The sequence below is a fragment of the Nocardia sp. No.11 genome, assembly GCF_038752175.1.
Lineage (GTDB): Bacteria > Actinomycetota > Actinomycetes > Mycobacteriales > Mycobacteriaceae > Nocardia > Nocardia canadensis.
Window position 1 is genome coordinate 1 of record NZ_JBCGFB010000263.1, and the last position, 1239, is coordinate 1239.

The 1239-nt window shown below is 63.4% G+C and carries 2 protein-coding genes; both read left to right on the forward strand.

Annotated elements, in window-relative coordinates:
* Positions 1-13: 13 nt before the first annotated feature.
* Positions 14-319, forward strand: a complete 306-nt coding sequence (locus V8688_RS31945; RefSeq protein WP_101462844.1) for a transposase — start codon at positions 14-16, stop codon at positions 317-319.
* Positions 320-321: 2 nt separating this feature from the next.
* Positions 322-1209, forward strand: a complete 888-nt coding sequence (locus V8688_RS31950; protein ID WP_342802381.1) for an IS3 family transposase — start codon at positions 322-324, stop codon at positions 1207-1209.
* The last annotated feature ends 30 nt before the right edge of the window (positions 1210-1239 follow it).

Genomic DNA, 1239 nt, shown 5'->3' on the forward strand with positions numbered 1-1239 from the left:
AAGGAGTCGATCAGTGGCAGCACCGAAGAAATATCCGGACGAGTTGAGAGCTCGAGCCGTGCGGTTGTATCGAGAGTCCGATCCCAAGCCGACGATCCGGAAGCTCGCCGAGCAACTCGGGGTGCATCACGAGGCATTGCGGAACTGGATCCGCCAAGCCGAAGCCGATGCCGGCCACCGCCACGACCGCCCGACGACCGACATGGCCGAGGAGAACAAGCAACTCCGTAAACGAGTCGCCGAGCTGGAGCGGGTCAACGCTGTATTGCGTGATGCGAGTGCGTATTTCGCCTCGGAGCTCGGCCAGACCCGGCGGTGATTGTGCGGTTCGTCAATGAATATCCGCAGCACCCGGTCGAGCTCGTATTACGGGTTCTGGGGATCGCGTCCTCGACGTATTACGGCTGGTTGCGGCAGGCGAAGGCGCCGTCACGGCGGAATCTGGTCGACCAAGAGCTCCTGGCCGAGATCGTCGATATCCATACCAGCTCCGGCGGGACTTACGGGTCGCCGCGGGTTCACGCGATGCTGGCCCGGCGCGGGTTCTCGGTCGGCCGCAAACGCGTTGAGCGGTTGATGCGGGGTGCGGGTTTGCAGGGCGCGTTCCTGCGGAAGAAGTGGCGGCTGGGCTCGACCCGACAGGATCGGCGGGCCGCCCCAGCTCCAGATCTGGTCAACCGGGACTTCACTGCCGGCGAGCCGGACCGGCTGTGGGTCGCCGATGCCACCCGCATCGTCTGCGGCGAGGGTGTGTTCTGGCTGGCCGCGGTCCGGGACGCGTTCTCGAACCGAATCGTGGGCTGGAAGTGCTCGGACCGTTGTGACACCGAGCTGGTTCTCGGCGCTCTCGAGTACGCGGTTTGGACCCGCGATGTTCGTGACGGGCAGCTCGTCCATCATTCCGACCGCGGGTCGACCTACACGGCAATCCGGTTCGCTAACCGGTTGGCAGACAACGGGATAGCGCAATCCATGGGTTCAGTCGGAGACAGCTACGACAACGCTCTCATGGAGAACTTCTTCTCCACTCTGAAGACCGAGTTGGTGTATCGGAACAGTTGGCGGACAAGGGAAGACGCCGAGAACGCCTTGTTCGCCTACATCGATGGCTGGTACAACACCCAGCGGATCCAGAAGAGGCTGGGTTGGCGGTCACCCGACGAGTACGAAGCCAGCTACCATGGCCGGGTTCCAGCCGGAACCAGGTAATTCGCTCTCCGGCTCAGCGGGGGAACCTCA